The sequence below is a fragment of the Chryseobacterium sp. IHB B 17019 genome (genome assembly GCF_001456155.1).
Taxonomy (GTDB): Bacteria; Bacteroidota; Bacteroidia; order Flavobacteriales; family Weeksellaceae; genus Chryseobacterium.
Map to the genome: position 1 here is coordinate 1,523,963 of NZ_CP013293.1, position 16,956 is coordinate 1,540,918.

Here is a 16,956-nt window from a genome sequence, read left to right on the forward strand (position 1 = left end):
ATAAAAAACAGCTTTTTTTATCCTCTTTGTGGTTTATCATCCTTATTTTTGCATGTCAAGTATATTAAATCATGAAGAAGATACAGGATATTCTTATCTCAACCAGGACAATGGCTGTGTTGTTATTGGTATTTGCATTTGCAATGGCTTATGCTACGTTCTTAGAAAACGACTATGGAACCCCAACAGCAAAGGCTTTAATCTATGAAGCAAAATGGTTTGAATTAATCATGTTTCTGCTAATTCTCAATTTCATCGGAAATATCGCGAGATATAGACTTTGGAGGAGAGAAAAATGGCCGGTTTTGGTCTTTCACCTTGCCTTTATATTGATTTTCATCGGTGGTGCAATTACAAGATACATCAGTTTTGAAGGGACAATGCACATCAGGGAAGGCGAGACGTCCAACGAGATTGTGACCGATAAGAATTTCTTTAAAATTCAAATTGAAGAAAAAGGTGATATTCTTGATTATCAGGATATTCCTTACTTGATGTCTCCATTACATAAAGATTTCAACGCTACTTACGATTTTCACGGAAAACAACTGAAAGTCGAAGCAAAAGAATATATCCAGAGAAAAAAAGACAGCTTACTTGCTGATCCCAACGGTGCAGAATATCTCCATTTGGTTTCTACAGGACAAACCGGAAGACAGAATATTTACATCAAACCTGGGGAAACCAAATCTATTAACGGAACTTTGGTGACCTTTAACAGGGCTATCGAAGGCGCGGTAGAGTTTAAAAATGAAGGTGGGAAATTATTCATTAAAACTCCTGTTGATGCATCTTTTATGACCATGGCAACGCAAGCTACAGGAAGTACGGCTAAAGATGAATATCAGCCTTTGGTTCTGAGAAGCTTATATACAATTAATGAGCTTAAGCTTGTTGTTCCTGAAGGACTTAAAAAAGGAAAATTAATGGCTATTGAAGGCGACAGGAAAAAAGACGCTGCCGTTCCTGATATGTTAACCATTGAAATTCAAGGGCCAAAAACAAAACAATTGGTTGATCTTTCCGTTGAAAAAGGAAATCCAAATGCCTACAAACAGGTAACAATGGACGGCCTGAATATTATGGTAGGTTTCGGACCGAAAATTTACAATACACCTTTCTCGCTTAAACTGGATGACTTTGTGATGGAAACCTATCCGGGAAGCTCATCGCCGAGTGCATACGAAAGCCACGTTAAAATCATTGATCAGGGAAAAGAAACTCCTTACAAAATCTATATGAACCACGTTCTGAATCACGGCGGTTACCGTTTCTTCCAATCTAGTTTTGATCCGGACAGAATGGGAACTGTACTTTCTGTAAACCACGATTTCTGGGGAACTTTGATCTCTTACATCGGGTATACATTCTTATTCGGAGGAATGTTCTTTATGTTCTTCTGGAAAGGAACTCACTTCTGGAAATTAAACAAAATATTGAAAGACGTCAACAAAAAAAGAACTGCTGCCGTACTTCTGCTATTCTTAAGTTTAGGCTTAAATGCTCAGAAAATTGAGACCCACGGAACCACTGATGGAAGCAGGGAACACGTCCACGTAGAAGGTGAAAACCACAATCACGCTCCGGAATCGGCTCAGGTTCAGCAGCCAAGACAAAATTCTTTAGCCGCTCCTTTAGCCAAAATGAGATCAATTTCTCCGGACGAAATTATCGCCAGAAATAAAATCAGCAAAGAGCATGCGGATAAATTCGGGTATCTTCTGGTTCAGAATTTTGACGGAAGAATTGTTCCTATCAATACTGAAGCATTAGATGTTTTAAGAAAATTATACAAAAAAGATGAGTTTAAAGGAACAGACGGAAAATCTCTGACGGCCAACCAATGGTTCCTTTCCATTAATACAGATACACCGAGCTGGACAATGGTTCCGATGATTAAAATCGGGTCAAAAGGAGGTGATGAATTGAAGAATAAAACGAAAGCAAACGACGAGGGCTATACTTCATTAATGAACCTTTTCCCGGCCGATGCAAACGGAAACCTGACCTACATTCTGGAAAATGATTATAATATCGCTTTCCGTAAAAAACCGGCTGAGCAGACCAATTATGACAAAGAAGTAATCTCTGTCAATGAAAGAGTTCAGATCTTCAACGAGTTTTTCAGTGGTCAGTTTATGAGAATTGTTCCTGTGAAAAACGATCCAAACCACACTTGGCATTCCTGGCTTGACCAAAAATTCGAGCCGGATATGGAATCCCAGCAAGTAATGGGTCCTTATTTTGCGGAAGTTTTACAGGCGCAGCAAACAGGAAACTGGAGCAAGGCAGATGCCGAATTAGCAAAACTTTCAGACTACCAGCAAAAATGGGGTAAAGCAGTTGTTCCTGCAAAATCTAAAGTTGATCTTGAGGTTTTCATGAATGAAGTTAATCTTAACTTTAAATTATTAATTTTCTATACATTAATTGGAGGATTATTATTGATTTTAGGTTTTGTCGAATTATTTAAACCTCATAGAATTTTAAATAAAATAATCAAGGTAATTATTGTCATTGGTATCGTTGGATATGCTTTACATTTCCTAGGTTTAGTAGCAAGATGGTACATTTCAGGACATGCTCCATGGAGTAACGGATACGAAGCAATTATCTTTATTTCATGGGTAGGTATCACGGCAGGTTTAATATTATATAGAAATGCAAACGCACTGATTCCTGCGGCTGGATTTATGGTTGCGGTAATTATGATGGGCTTTGCACACGGAGGTTCCGCGCTTGACCCTCAGATTACGCCGCTTGTTCCTGTATTGAAATCTTACTGGCTGATTGTTCACGTAGCAATTATTACGTCAAGCTACGGTTTCTTCGCATTATCCATGATTATTGCGGTGATTAGCTTAGTATTTTACATTATTTCAAGTAAAAAAACGTATAAATTACACCATGATACAACATTGAAAGAACTGTCAATTGTTTCTGAAATGTCTCTTACGATCGGATTATTTGCATTGACAGTAGGAAACTTCTTAGGAGGAATCTGGGCCAATGAATCTTGGGGAAGATACTGGAGCTGGGACCCGAAAGAAACCTGGGCTTTCATATCCATCATGGTTTATGCTTTTGTGCTTCACATGAGATTGGTACCGGGATTAAGAAGCAGATGGGCTTTCCACGTGGCAACAATGTTTGCATTCTGTTCTATGGTAATGACCTATTTCGGGGTTAATTATTACCTGAGCGGGCTGCACTCTTACGCAGCAGGAGATCCGGTGCCGGTACCTGCTTGGGTCTACATCGGACTCGGAACAATGCTTACCTTAGCAACTGTTTCTTTCTTTAAATTTAAAGTTTTAAATAAAAAATAAGATTTATTAATCTAAATTAAATTCCGGAAGCCATCTTTCGGGATTTTTTTATATCCAATTTTAAACGACATCGTTAAACTGAAGCATTAAGAAAGTTTATTTTAATCCAAGCATCAAAAAAACTCAAAACTCAAAACTCAAAACTTATAACTTATAACTTATAACTTATAACTTATAACTTATAATTCAAAACTATTCCCTATCTTTATGATATCAAAATAATATCAAAATAAAAAACATCATGGAAAAAATTTTAAAACCAATGTCAGGGTATCTTACTTTAATTATCTGCCTTGCCCTTTTTGTTGTCTCAATTTATCTTTTCGTTATTGGAGTTGATGAGAGTATTACATTTGTTGTATTATCATTATTAGCATTTGTTACTTCATGCTTTTTCTTAAAAGGTTTAATGATTATTCAGCCCAACCACTCAAGAGTTTTGAATTTCTTCGGAAAATATGTCGGAACGGTGAAGGATAATGGTTTGTTCTTCATTAATCCTTTATATTCATCCCAGAAAATCAGTCTTCGTTCTGAAAACCTTCAGGGTCAGACGTTGAAAGTAAACGACAAAATGGGTAACCCCATCGAGATTGCAGTGGTAATCGTTTGGAAAGTAGGGGATACTTATAAAGCAGCTTTCGATGTGGAACGTTATTCAGATTTCGTGAAAATGCAAAGTGAGGCTGCAGTGCGTCATCTGGCAATGAGTTTTCCTTATGATAATCTGGAGGATGACCATGCCCCGATTACCCTGAGAGAAGGCGGCGAGAAGATCAATGCTATTCTAGAGCAAGAACTTACGGAACGTCTTTCAAAAGCTGGAATTACCATCCAGGAAGCGAGAATTTCACACTTGGCTTACGCTTCAGAAATTGCGGGTGCAATGCTTCAGAGACAGCAGGCAACAGCGATTGTAGCTGCAAGAACGAAAATTGTAGAAGGAGCCGTAGGAATGGTAGATCTGGCGCTGAAAAAACTTTCAGAAGAAAATATTGTCGAGCTGGATGATGAAAGAAAAGCAGCAATGGTAAGCAATTTAATGGTGGTGCTTTGCGGTGAAAAAGCGGCACAGCCTATTTTAAATGCCGGAACTTTATATAACTAGATTTTAGGCTAAGGTTTAGATTAAGGTTAATTAAGATTATTAATCTTGCTGATTGAAACACCTTTGCACTCTTTGCATTTAAAAGCATTAGAAAACAGAAAAAAATGAAAACAGAAAACACTCAAAATTCTCCCCAAAACAAAGGAAAAAAATCTTTTGTGATAAGGATTGATGAGTCCACATACAAGCTTTTGGAAAAATGGGCGAATGACGAATTCCGGAGTGTAAATGGACAAATTGAGTATTTGCTTAATCAAAGTTTAGTCAATTCGGGGAGGAAAAAGAAAGACTAATATATAATCACAAAAAAAGCAGAGAATTTTCTCTGCTTTTTTATTTACTTCAATTATATTAATCAAATATCGTCGAAAAATAATTTGAAATTACCGTCCAGAAATTCTTTCCAAGAAAATAAATCAACGTGGAAGTAATAATCCCTTTCACGGTAAAGAATATAATACCGCCAATCCCAAACTTCTTCACCAGGCTCTTCCATTTGGAGCTTTTCTTTTCTTCTACAGGCTCGTTTATTGTCTTATTATTTTCCATTTCTGAAATTCGAATGATTACCCTACAAAGATAATCATGTTTATAATTAGTCCAAATAAAAAATATGTTAAAATTAAAATTTTGCAATTCGTTTAATATTTTTAACTTTAGGGAAAACGAAAAGTAACATTTTATGTCTAAAAAAGTAAAGGATTTTGGAATCGAAAAAACACTCAAAAATCTAGGAATTAAAGATGAAAATAAAGGAACTTCAGTTGGCGGAAAATACTTTGCATCAGGGAAAACAATAGAAAGCTATTCGCCGGTTGACGGGAATCTGATTGCTAAAATAAAAACTTCCGGAGAATCTGATTACGATAAGGTCATCGAAACTGCTGAAAAGGCTTTCAAAGAGTTCAGGCTTATTCCGGCTCCTAAAAGAGGGGAAATTGTAAGACAGCTGGGTCAGAAACTAAGACAATATAAGGAAGATTTAGGGAAGCTTGTTTCTTATGAAATGGGAAAATCCTTGCAGGAAGGTTTGGGTGAAGTTCAGGAAATGATCGATATCTGTGACTTTGCAGTTGGGGTTTCAAGACAGCTTCACGGGTACACAATGCACTCGGAAAGACCTGGCCACAGAATGTACGAGCAATATCATCCGCTTGGAATCGTGGGAATTATTACCGCTTTCAATTTTCCGGTTGCAGTATGGTCTTGGAATACGGCTTTAGCATGGATCTGCGGAAACGTTACGATCTGGAAACCATCAGAAAAAACTCCGCTTTGTGCGCTTGCCTGTCAGAATATCATGAATGAAGTTTTAAAGGAAAATAATCTTCCTGAAGGAATTTCAAGTGTATTGGTTGCTGACCACGAAATCGGTCAGAAACTAGTGGATGACAAGAGAGTTTCCCTGGTTTCTTTCACAGGATCTACAAGAGTAGGAAGAATGGTTTCCACGAATGTTGCACAGAGATTTGGGAAGTCAATCCTTGAATTGGGAGGTAATAATGCCATTATCATTTCTAAAGACGCAGATATCGATATGTCAATTATCGGGGCTGTTTTTGGTGCTGTAGGAACTGCCGGTCAGAGATGTACTTCAACAAGAAGGCTAATTATTCACGAAAGTGTATATAATGAAGTGAAAAACAGACTGGTAAAAGCTTATGGCCAATTGAAAATCGGTAATCCGTTAGACGAAACCAACCATGTTGGACCGCTTATTGACACAGACGCTGTGAATCAATATGAAGAAGCTATCAAAAAATGTAAAAAAGAAGGCGGGAAATTCATCGTTGAAGGTGAAGTATTGAAAGGTAAAGGGTATGAATCAGGTTGTTACGTAAGACCTTGTATCGCTGAAGTGAAAAATTCTTATGAAATTGTTCAGCACGAAACTTTTGCTCCGATCTTATATTTAATCAAATACAAAACGCTGGAAGAAGCTATTGCTATCCAGAATGATGTTCCTCAGGGATTATCTTCTGCCATCATGACGCAGAACTTAAGAGAAGCAGAATTATTCCTTTCTCAGGCAGGTTCAGACTGCGGAATTGCCAACGTCAATATCGGGACTTCCGGTGCAGAAATCGGTGGTGCTTTCGGTGGCGAAAAAGAAACGGGAGGTGGTAGAGAATCCGGATCAGACGTTTGGAAATACTACATGAGAAGACAAACAAACACTATAAATTATACCGCTCAACTTCCTTTAGCACAAGGAATTAAGTTTGATTTATAAAAGCTTTAATTTAAGTTAAAAACAATTAAGGTTAATAGTTGGTTTTCAATTATTAATCTTTTAAAAATATTTTAAATACAATCACCCTAAGATTTTTATTTAATATGGAACAAACAATAGATATACAAGTAAATAAAGTAAAAGAAACAATAGGTAAACACGTTCTGGCAGACGGTTTTGATTTTGTGATGGATATTGAAAAATCACACGGATCATGGCTTTATGATAAGCTGACCAACAGAGAATATTTGGACATGTTTTCCATGTTTGCTTCGGCGTCCATCGGCTACAATCACCCTTATTTGGTTGAGAAATCAGCATGGTTGGGGAAAATGGCGGTAAACAAACCGACACTGGCAGATGTTTATTCCGAAGAATATGCACATTTTTTAGAAGTTTTCGAAAGAGTAGCCATTCCTGAAGAACTGCAGTATGCTTTTTTCATCGAAGGTGGAGCTTTAGCCGTTGAAAATGCAATGAAAGCATGCTTTGACTGGAAAACACGCAAGAATTTCGAAAAAGGGCTTGATATTGAAGCTGGGATCTGTATTCATTTCAGACAGGCATTTCATGGGAGAAGCGGCTATACTTTAAGCCTTACAAACACTTCCGACCCAAGAAAATATCAGTATTTCCCGATGTTCAACTGGCCAAGAATACTTAATCCTAAGTTAACTTTCCCAATAACGGAAGAAAATTTAGAAGAAACGATTAAAAATGAAAGGTTGGCATTACTTCACATTGAAGAAGCAATCCTGATGCATCCTGATAAAGTTGCGTGTATTATCATCGAACCGATTCAGGCTGAAGGCGGCGACAATCATTTCAGAGATGAGTTTTTAGTTGGTTTAAGAAAAATCTGTGACGACAGCGAAATTCTTTTAATTTTTGATGAAGTGCAGACTGGTATCGGAATTACAGGAAAAATGTGGGGTTTCCAACATTTCACTGCAAAACCGGATATTATTTCTTTCGGTAAAAAAACTCAGGTTTGCGGGGTTTTAGCCAATAAAGAAAAATTCGATGAAGTACCGAATAATGTTTTCAGAGAAAGCTCAAGAATTAATTCAACTTTCGGAGGAAATTTCATTGATATGCTTCGTTTTCAATTGATAATGGAAGTGATTGAACAAGAAAACCTTGTAGAAAACGCGAGAGTTGTAGGAGATTATTTACTGGAAGAATTAAAAAAATTAGCAGAAAAATATCCTGAAAAATTGTCCAATGCAAGAGGTAGAGGATTGATGTGCGCTATTGACCTTCCAACTCATGACCAAAGAAACCTGCTAAGAGACGAACTTTGGAATGACGGAATGATCATTTTGGCATGCGGTGATGTATCGCTTCGTTTCAGGCCTCATTTGAATGTGACAAAGGAAGAAATCAAGCTTGCATTAGATAAAATCGAAAATAATATTAATAAAATTTAAAACCCAAAAATTTGTAATTTTCAAAAAAACATTATATATTTAGATACTCAAAAAAGGATAGAATATGGAAAGAAGTACACGAGTATCAGTTTTTGAAAGTGACAAACCTTCAGAAATTCAGTTGATCAAATCAAAATTGGATGACGCACAAATCACAAACAGTGTTGAAAACAATTACCTCACTTTTACAACAACGCCCACGGCAACTTCGTTGAAGGTAATGGTAGATTTGAAAGACGAGAAGAAAGCATTCGAAATTATTGATGCTTATCTTCAACAAAATGAAAATCAATAAAAACAATTTCATAATTTTAAATTTTACTACTTCGAACCGAAAATTAATTTTAATTAGTTTTCGGTTTTTTAATTAATATTTTTATAAATAATTAAAAAATTCAGAGATTTAGAAATTAAGATATCACTACATGAAATTTTGCATATTTTCTAAACGAAATAATTTCTAAATCTCTGAATTTTTTAATTTCTTAATCAAAGAGAACAATGAATTCAGAAATCAAACTAAGAAAGGCAGAAATTGAGGACAGAGACATTATCTGGGACATTTTACAACAGGCAATCGAAAGAAGAAGAATAGACGGAAGCACGCAATGGCAGCAAGGTTACCCGAATCTGGGAACGGTAGAAAGTGATATTGCAAAAGGTTTCGGATATGTAATGACGGTAGACGGGGAAATAGCCGTGTACACAGCTTTGATTTTAAATGATGAACCCGCTTACAGCAATATCGAAGGAGCTTGGCTTAGTGATGGAGAGTTTGTAGTTGTCCACAGAGTTGCCGTAGACGAAAAGTTTGCAGGACAGGGAATGGTGAAAAAATTATTCGATCAGATAGAGGATTTTACCAGATCTCATGGTATTCAGAGCGTTAAGGTAGATACCAACTACGATAATATTCCGATGCTGAAAATTCTGGAAAGCAAAGGTTATTCTTATTGCGGAGAAGTTTTTCTGGCAGGCGGGATGAGAAAGGCTTTTGAGAAGATTATTATTTAAGCAAAAGGTTAAATCAACTTTCATTGAATTTTTAAAACAATATGAATTTATAAACTCTATCAAGTTTGTTCGTTTAGTTCTGAACTAATCTATACTTTTGCTTCAAATTTATATACCATGCATAAGAGTATAGAAATTGATGAAAAGATTTTCCAAGATGCCGTAAAATTCTATGGCACCATTTTCAACCTACCTCCATTAGCTTCCAAGATCTATGCCTATCTGCTTTTCGATTATGAAAAAGTGGGGATTACTTTTGATGAGTTTGTAGAAGTTCTTTCTGCAAGCAAAAGCTCTGTTTCTACAAGTATCTCACTTTTACTGAATGCAGAACTTATCGTAGATCACAACAAAATGGACGAGCGGAAACGGTATTTTTTCATCAATGATGAATATAAGAAGATAAGATTTGAAAAAATAGTTCAAAAAATGCAAGCAGAATTAAAACTACTGGACGACTTAGACCAATTTAAAAAAAATCATGACGATGTACACAATGAAAGAATGGAAGCCTACAAAGTGCTTTTAAACAAAAACATAATCAATATTCAGGAATCTCTTAATAAACTTTAAAATGAATAATAAGCTAGTTATACTTTCTATTGCAGCACTTTCAATAGTTGCCTGCAAAAAAGAAGCTCCAAAGCAGGACGGCCCAAAACCATATCCTGTAGTAAAAGTGGAGGAGAAAAATATAGTGGGCTATCAAACCTTTCCGGCTACAATTCAGGGAAGAGTAAATAATGATGTTCGTGCTAAAATACAGGGATATATCACTCAGGTTTTGGTGGATGAAGGTCAATACGTTACAAAAGGACAGCCTTTATTCCGTCTGGAAACCAATATTCTAACTGAAAATGCAGCCGCTTCCAAAGCAGGAATCGGTGCCGCAGAATCTAATATTGCTGCTGCTCAGGCTGCCGTAAATGCTGCCAATGTAGAGGTCAATAAACTGAAGCCTCTCGTTCAGAAAAATATCATCAGTAATGTTCAATTACAAACTGCTCAGGCAAATCTGGCGCAAGCTCAAGCCCAATTACAGCAGGCAAGAGCTGGTAAAAGCCAGGCCGTTGCCAATTATAAAGGAGTAGCAGCAAACATTGAATATTCAATTATCCGTGCACCAATTTCCGGAGTTATCGGAAAGCTTCCTTTAAAAGTGGGAAGTTTGGTTGGCCCAACGGATCAGACTCCGTTAACAACAATTTCAGATACCTCAGAAATTTTCGCCTATTTTTCAATGAACGAAAAAGAATATTTTGATTTCCTAGAAAAATCTCCGGGAGCTTCAATGCCTGAAAAAATCAAAAATCTGCCTATGGTAGAGTTGCAGTTGGCAAATGGAAGCCTTTATCCGGAAAAGGGTAGAATTGAGGCCATTACAGGACAGATTGATCCTACGACAGGAACAATCCAGTTCAGGGTAGGATTCCCGAATGCCCAAAAATTATTAAGCAACGGTAACAGTGGAACAATTAGGTTCCCAGAACAATATAACAATGTTCTTGTAGTTCCGGAAAGTGCTACTTACGAGCAGCAGGGAATTGTTTACGTATACAAAGTTGATAAGGATACCGCTAAAAATGTGGTTGTTAATATTATTGACAGGATCGACAATTTAGCATTAATAAAATCTGGAATCAACAAAGGTGAAACTGTTGTTGCAGCAGGAATCGGAGGACTAAAAACGGGAACTGCCGTGAAGCCGAAACCAATCAACATGGATAGTCTTGTTCAATCTATAAAACCGAAATTCTAAAATGATTAAAAATTTTATAAACAGACCGGTTTTATCCACCGTAATCTCAATTTTAATTGTGATTCTCGGTGTTTTAGGATTGATCTCACTGCCGGTAACACAGTATCCCGACATCGCACCGCCTACAGTAAGCGTTTCAGCAAACTATACCGGAGCCAACGCGGAAACTGTAATGAAAAGTGTTGTAGTACCTTTGGAAGAACAGATCAACGGGGTAGAAGGGATGGATTACATTACTTCATCTGCCGGAAACGACGGTGCTGCGCAGATTCAGGTATTCTTTAAACAAGGAATAGACCCCGATATTGCTGCAGTAAACGTACAGAACCGTGTAACCAGAGCAACGCCATTGCTTCCAAGTGAAGTAACGCGTTCCGGGGTTGTGACGCAGAAACAGCAGACGAGTGCCTTGATGTACATGTCTTTCTATTCTGAAAATAAGGACCTTGATGATGTTTATCTTCAAAACTTTTTGAATATCAACATTATACCAAACTTAAAAAGGATTAATGGTGTAGGTGATGCCAACGTTTTCGGAGGTAAAAATTACTCAATGAGAGTATGGCTGGATCCTTCAAAAATGGCAGCGTACGGAATAACTCCTACAGATGTTACCAATGCCATCAACGAACAGAGTAGAGAAGCCGCAGCCGGATCTATCGGGCAAAACAGCGGAAGCTCTTTCGAATATATTATTAAATATGTCGGGAAATTTAATGATAAGGCTCAATATGACAACATTATCATTAAAGCCCTTCCTGACGGACAAAATCTAATGCTGAAAGACGTTGCTAAAGTAGAATTGGCAGGCCAGTCTTACAGTGGAATCGGGGAAAACGGAAACAATCCGTCCATCAGTATGGGTATTTTCCAGACACCGGGTTCCAACGCTCAGGAAATTATTAAAAATATTAAAACTTATCTGAAATCAGCGGAAGGCAGCTTTCCTGAAGGGGTAAAATATACGTTCAACTTTGATACCAACGAATTCCTGGAAGCCTCAATTGATAAGGTTGTTCATACCTTGATCGAAGCATTTATCCTTGTATTTATTGTGGTGTATATTTTCTTGCAGGATTTCAGATCTACACTGATTCCGGCCATTGCGGTTCCGGTTTCTATTGTGGGTGCGTTTTTCTTCCTGAATTTATTCGGATATTCATTAAACTTATTAACGTTATTCGCTTTGGTTCTTGCGATTGGTATTGTGGTGGATGACGCTATTGTCGTCGTCGAGGCCGTTCACGCCAAGATGGAACACGGTATTTCCGATGCTAAAAAAGCTACGGTAGAGGCGATGGACGAAATTACAGGAGCGATTATTTCAATTACGTTGGTAATGGCTGCGGTTTTTATCCCGGTAACGTTTATTACGGGGCCTACAGGGGTTTTCTATCAGCAGTTTGGGGTTACGCTTATTGTGGCAATCATCATTTCTGCGGTAAATGCATTAACGCTGAGCCCGGTTTTATGTTCATTATTCTTAAAACCTCACGCAGAACACCATAAAGAATATCAAAACCTGAATTTCCTTCAAAAGTTTTTCTATAAGTTTAATATTGCTTTTAAAACAACCACAGACCGTTACGGAAGAGGATTTATATTCCTGTTAAGACATAAATGGGTTACATTAATAATCTTTGCCGCTACAATAGGAATTTTATATTGGGCCAATGCAAGCATGAAGAAAGGTTTCGTACCTACGGAAGACAGAGGAATTATCTTTACGGATGTTCAGCTTCCGCCGGGAGCTTCAATGGAAAGAACATACAATGCATTGAAAACGCTTCAGGCTAATGCTATGAAAGTTCCGGGTGTACAAAACGTTACCATATCAACGGGTAGGGGATTCTTATCCGGAAACGGTAGTAACGCTGGGTTGGCTTTTGTTAAATTAAAACCATTTGAAGAAAGGAAAAAAGACGGACTTACTTCTGAAGATATCACCAAACAGCTATTCGGAATCTCCGGAAAAGTTCCTGATGCAAAAATTGTATTCTTCCAGCCACCGAGTGTACCGGGATTTGGTAACAGTGCTGGTTTCGAGATGGTTCTTCTGGATAAATCCGGAGGCGATTATGCAGATTTGGACAATAAAACCAATGAATTCATCGGTAAGTTGATTGAAAGACCGGAAATTGAATTTGCACAGACTTCATTTAATACAAAATATCCTCAGTATGAAATGCAGATTAACGTTCCTTTGGCAAAACAAATGGGAGTTTCCGTAAATGACATCCTGAGCACAATGCAGGGATACATCGGGGGTATTTATACGGCTGACTTTACGAAATACGGGAAGCAATTCAGGGTAATGGTTCAGGCCCTTCCAGAAAACAGGCAGAACATTAATAACCTTAATGAATTGTATGTAAAAACCAGTTCAGGGGTAATGTCACCGATTTCTCAGTTTGTAAGCCTTTCAAAAGCATACGGGCCACAGTCGGTAAGCCGTTACAATCTATTTACTTCGGTGAAAATTACGGGGGCAAATACTGCCGGATTCAGTTCGGGGGATGCCATTACGGCGGTTCAGCAGGTAGCTGAGGAAACTTTAAATCAAAATTATGATGTAGAGTTTACGGGATTAACAAGAGAGGAATTAAATTCCGGATCTCAAACCGTTTTGATCTTTGCATTAAGCTTGGTTTTCGTTTATTTCATCCTTGCCGCCCAGTACGAAAGTTACATCCTGCCGCTGATCGTTGTTATTTCCCTTCCTCTTGGGGTAATGGGAGCTTATTTCGGACAGAAAATAATGGGCTTGGAAAACAATATTTATTTCCAGATCGCTTTGATCATGCTCGTCGGACTATTGGCCAAAAACGCGATTCTGATTGTCGAATTTGCCGTCCAGAGAAGGCATCATGGGGAAACAATTGTAATGTCTGCCATTAATGCTGCAAAAGCGAGATTGAGACCAATTTTGATGACATCATTTGCATTCATCTTCGGATTATTGCCATTGGTTTTAGCAAGCGGAATCGGTGCAGTGGGTAACAGATCCATCGCGACGGGTGCGGCAATCGGGTTATTGATAGGTACCATTTTAGGACTTTTTGTAATTCCTGTTTTATATGTAATTTTTGAAACATTACAGGAGAAAATCAAGCCCCTTAAAAAAGAAGAAATCAATTTAGCAGAATAATTTAATTAGAGAAGTTAGAGGTTAGATATTAGAAATTAGTTTTAAATCTAACTTCTAACCTCTAGTTTCTAACTTCTAATAATAAAAAATGAAGAGTTTATTAAATATTATAAAAGGAATAACTTTTTCAGTCGCCATTCTTGCAGCCGTATCATCCTGTATGGCAAGAAAAGAATACCAGAGACCGAATAATGTTGTGGACGAAAAGCTGTTCCGTACAGATATGCTCCCTTCCGACAGTACGAATATCGCCAATGTTTCCTGGAAAGAAATTTTCACGGATCCTATACTTCAGGGGCATATTTCAAAGGCTTTGGAAAACAATCTGGACATAAGAATCGCTTTGCAGAGTATTACTTCTGCTGAAGCTTATTTAAAGCAAAGTAAATCGGCCTATCAGCCGACATTATCAGTGGGGCCTAATTATACATTCCAGACTCAGTCTATTAATACACAGTTTGGGCAGATCATCGGGGAAAGACGATACGTCAACCAATTCGACATTACTGCCAGTATTGGCTGGGAAGCTGACATCTGGGGAAAGCTGAAAGCACAGGAAAAGGCACAGCTTGCAACCTATTTAGGAACTGTAGCGGCTCACAAAGCGGTAAAAAGTGATCTTGTAGCTTCTATTGCTTCGGCTTATTATCAGCTGCTTACTTACGATGCTCAGAAAAGGATAATTACTGAAACCATTGCAGTTCGTGAACAGAATTTGGAAACAACAAAGGCTTTAAAAACGGCGGGAACATTGACGGAAGTTGCTGTTCAGCAAAGCGAAGCGCTTGTTTTTAATGCAAAATCTTTGTTAATTGATATTGATACTCAAATTCAATTACTGGAAAATACGATGAGCCTGTTGATGGGAGAGCCGTCTCATTCAATTGAAAGATCCACACTGGAAACTCAGAAAGTTCCGATTGATTTAAGATTAGGATATCCTGCTCAATTATTGGCCAACAGACCAGATGTCATGAGAGCGGAATACAACCTGATGAACGCTTTTGAACTTACAAAATCTGCGAAAGCACAGTTTTATCCTACTTTAAGGCTTACGGGAAGCGGCGGGATACAGTCTGTGGATATTGATCATTTATTCAGTGTAAATTCATTGTTTGCAAACGTTGTTGCGGGTCTGGCCCAGCCTATTTTAAACAGGAGAACCATTAAAACCAACTATGAAGTGAGTCTTGCCAATCAGGAAACAGCTTATTTAAACTTTAGAAAAACGGTTCTTACAGCTGGAAAAGAGGTTTCTGATGCGATCAGGGTGTTCTCGGTTCAGGATTCTTATATTGATTTAAAGCAAAAAGAACTGAATGCCTACAAAAATTCTGTAGAATATTCTCAGGAACTCGTAAATTACGGTATGGCGAATTATCTTGAAGTATTGAATGCGAGTGTAAATTCTTTAAACGCAGAACTTAATATCTCAAATGCACAATACAGTAAAATGAGAGCTGCTGTTGAGCTTTATCAGGCTCTTGGCGGTGGCTGGAAATAATTTTCAAATATAAAAACATAAAAGCGCATGTAATTCAGCATGCGCTTTTTTTATTTATTTAATTCAGATAAATACCATTAAATCTATTGATCTGCTACTTAAAAAGTTAATATTTATCTTTGAATTAACCTAATAATTTTCATAAATGTGGTATTTCAAATCTTTTTTATTCCTAACTTTGATTTACCTAAAACTAACATAATGAGAACAAAATTTTTATCACCATCGATTCTAAGCCTAATCTTTTTCGGATTTTTTAATACTAATGCTCAGGTAGGTATTAATACAACCAATCCGCAAGCTTCATTGGATATTTTAAGTAAAGGCAGCACAGGAACAACTAAAGCTATGAGAATCAACAATTCCAGCAATACGGAAATTGTTACCGTAACCGATGAGGGAAGAGTAGGAATCGGAACTTCTGCACCGCAGCACACCTTACATTCCATCGGAACATTAAGATTTGAAGGGGTAAATACCGGACAGGCATCGGGAATGGTTTTAACATCAAACGATAACCTGGGAACCGCAACCTGGCAAAGAGCAGCTTCCAATGTGGTTACCGGAACATTAGGAGGAGGCTATAACCTTCCTTTTGCTCAGACTTCAACTATGTCATATACAGGATCTTTCATCACCTTACCTCCAGGAAAATGGATGCTCACCATTTCTTTATTATTAATCCCCAGCGGAACGATCCCGGCTACCGAATGGATGTTTGTAAGAAGCACCTTTTCCGACCAGAATCTGACGACGATAGGACAAGTAGGCACACAATCTGCTGATGTCATAAGACCTACATTAATGAGCTTTCAGATAACCGGTCCGTTTACGGGAGGACAAAAGTATAATGTAGCAACGGGCACGATTCAGATTAATAACACTTCAGGAACCACAAAAACATATCGGTATATTGTAGGAGGTACTCAAGCCAGTAGCACTGTTGCCGGAGCCCAACTGAGTGCTGTAGGCGGTTCGTGGTCTGAAAATGCCATTTATGCAATCGCTACAAATTGATTTATAAATCTTTCCATTTATAAAACCCTGATTACGATCGGGGTTTTTGATTTTAGCTGTTTACTTTTTATTAAAATATGGCTTGTGTAAGACAATTCCTGTAGAAATATTATAAAAGAGTTTTTGTAAACAAAAAAAGAGTTACAATATTAAATTGCAACTCTCTGATTATCAAGTGGAGAATACGGGGATCGAACCCGTCACCTTTAGACTGCCAGTCTAACGCTCTAGCCAGATGAGCTAATTCCCCTTTCTTAAAGCGGTACAAAAGTAAGTATTTAATTGTAAAAACAAAAAAAATCTTAACATTTTATGACAGGGATAATGTTCTTTAAAAATCAAATCCTTTAATACTAAATAATTGCCAAAATAGGAATGTTGAAAAGGAATGTTACTAAAATATTTTTTTAAGTA

13 protein-coding genes and 1 tRNA gene are annotated in these 16,956 nt (G+C 37.5%); 12 read left to right on the forward strand and 2 right to left on the reverse strand.

Annotation, left to right across the window (positions count from 1 at the left end; all coding sequences use genetic code 11):
- Positions 1 to 71: 71 nt before the first annotated feature.
- The 3 genes from ccsA (at position 72) to ATE47_RS06920 (ending at position 4,730) form a co-directional block, all read left to right on the forward strand.
- A complete protein-coding gene (gene ccsA, locus ATE47_RS06910) occupies positions 72 to 3,329 on the forward strand; it encodes a cytochrome c biogenesis protein CcsA (protein WP_062161274.1) in 3,258 nt (1,085 codons plus the stop codon).
- Positions 3,330 to 3,570: 241 nt separating this feature from the next.
- A complete protein-coding gene (locus tag ATE47_RS06915) occupies positions 3,571 to 4,437 on the forward strand; it encodes an SPFH domain-containing protein (protein WP_062161275.1) in 867 nt (288 codons plus the stop codon).
- Positions 4,438 to 4,541: 104 nt separating this feature from the next.
- The gene (locus ATE47_RS06920; RefSeq protein WP_062161276.1) at positions 4,542 to 4,730 is read left to right on the forward strand and encodes a hypothetical protein; all 189 of its coding nucleotides are present in this window, start codon (positions 4,542 to 4,544) and stop codon (positions 4,728 to 4,730) included.
- Positions 4,731 to 4,788: 58 nt separating this feature from the next.
- On the opposite strand, the gene ATE47_RS06925 is transcribed toward ATE47_RS06920, so the two are convergent.
- Complete coding sequence (locus ATE47_RS06925) at positions 4,789 to 4,986, reverse strand: hypothetical protein (protein ID WP_062161277.1); 198 nt, start codon at positions 4,984 to 4,986, stop codon at positions 4,789 to 4,791.
- Between the two features lie 133 nt (positions 4,987 to 5,119).
- On the opposite strand from ATE47_RS06925, the gene amaB reads away from it, so the two are divergent.
- From amaB to ATE47_RS06970, 9 genes are all read left to right on the forward strand, one after another.
- Positions 5,120 to 6,670: an L-piperidine-6-carboxylate dehydrogenase gene (amaB, locus tag ATE47_RS06930; RefSeq protein ID WP_062161278.1), complete on the forward strand. Its 1,551-nt coding sequence runs from the start codon at positions 5,120 to 5,122 to the stop codon at positions 6,668 to 6,670.
- Positions 6,671 to 6,774: 104 nt separating this feature from the next.
- Entirely contained in the window at positions 6,775 to 8,100 is a 1,326-nt protein-coding gene (gene lat / locus ATE47_RS06935) for an L-lysine 6-transaminase (RefSeq protein ID WP_062161279.1), read from the forward strand.
- 64 nt (positions 8,101 to 8,164) lie between these two features.
- Positions 8,165 to 8,395 (forward strand): DUF2007 domain-containing protein, encoded by a 231-nt coding sequence (locus tag ATE47_RS06940; RefSeq protein WP_062161280.1) that lies wholly within the window; start codon positions 8,165 to 8,167, stop codon positions 8,393 to 8,395.
- Positions 8,396 to 8,601: 206 nt separating this feature from the next.
- Positions 8,602 to 9,114, forward strand: coding sequence for a GNAT family N-acetyltransferase (locus tag ATE47_RS06945; RefSeq protein WP_062161281.1), 513 nt, complete (start codon positions 8,602 to 8,604; stop codon positions 9,112 to 9,114).
- A gap of 117 nt (positions 9,115 to 9,231) precedes the next feature.
- Positions 9,232 to 9,687 carry a hypothetical protein gene (locus ATE47_RS06950; RefSeq protein WP_062161282.1) on the forward strand — a complete coding sequence of 152 codons (456 nt, stop codon included), beginning with the start codon at positions 9,232 to 9,234 and terminating at the stop codon, positions 9,685 to 9,687.
- Position 9,688: 1 nt separating this feature from the next.
- Positions 9,689 to 10,873 carry an efflux RND transporter periplasmic adaptor subunit gene (locus ATE47_RS06955; RefSeq protein WP_062161283.1) on the forward strand — a complete coding sequence of 395 codons (1,185 nt, stop codon included), beginning with the start codon at positions 9,689 to 9,691 and terminating at the stop codon, positions 10,871 to 10,873.
- A 1-nt stretch (position 10,874) separates the two neighbouring features.
- A complete protein-coding gene (locus tag ATE47_RS06960) occupies positions 10,875 to 14,021 on the forward strand; it encodes an efflux RND transporter permease subunit (protein WP_062161284.1) in 3,147 nt (1,048 codons plus the stop codon).
- Between the two features lie 88 nt (positions 14,022 to 14,109).
- Entirely contained in the window at positions 14,110 to 15,525 is a 1,416-nt protein-coding gene (locus tag ATE47_RS06965) for a TolC family protein (protein ID WP_062161285.1), read from the forward strand.
- A gap of 201 nt (positions 15,526 to 15,726) precedes the next feature.
- Complete coding sequence (locus tag ATE47_RS06970) at positions 15,727 to 16,542, forward strand: hypothetical protein (RefSeq protein WP_062161286.1); 816 nt, start codon at positions 15,727 to 15,729, stop codon at positions 16,540 to 16,542.
- Between the two features lie 176 nt (positions 16,543 to 16,718).
- On the opposite strand, the gene ATE47_RS06975 is transcribed toward ATE47_RS06970, so the two are convergent.
- Positions 16,719 to 16,792, reverse strand: a tRNA-Ala gene (locus tag ATE47_RS06975).
- Positions 16,793 to 16,956 lie beyond the last annotated feature (164 nt).